Below are 394 nucleotides of genomic sequence, written 5' to 3'. Positions count from 1 at the left end.
GGTAATGCCTCTAATTAGTTGAATTGATGTATAATGCCCGCTTTTGAGGTTTTCTCATGGCCAGCGTTACTGTTCATTGTCCCCGTTGTCGGTCTGCTCAGGTTTACCGTCATGGGCAAAACCCTAAAGGCCGTGACCGGTTTCGCTGTCGTGACTGTCACCGCGTGTTTCTGCTCACCTATACCTATGAAGCACGCAAGCCCGGCGTCAAAGAACAAATTACCGCAATGGCGTTCAACGGAGCTGGTGTCCGCGATACCGCAAGGACGCTCAAAATCGGCATTAACACCGTCATTCGTACTTTAAAAAACTCGCGCCAAAGCGAATAACCTCCTCTCCGGTCACTCATGCAGACGTGGCGCTTATCTGCGAGCTCGATGAACAGTGGAGCTTT

General features: G+C 50.8%; 1 pseudogene. It reads left to right on the top strand.

Features of this window, described 5'->3' with window-relative positions:
* Positions 1-56 precede the first annotated feature (56 nt).
* A pseudogene (locus tag U869_RS0105815) lies at positions 57-394 on the top strand (IS1 family transposase); the annotation flags it as partial.

Source organism: Serratia sp. H1w, from assembly GCF_000633355.1.
Lineage (GTDB): Bacteria > Pseudomonadota > Gammaproteobacteria > Enterobacterales > Enterobacteriaceae > Chania.
This window is presented reverse-complemented; position numbering and strand designations above follow the sequence as displayed.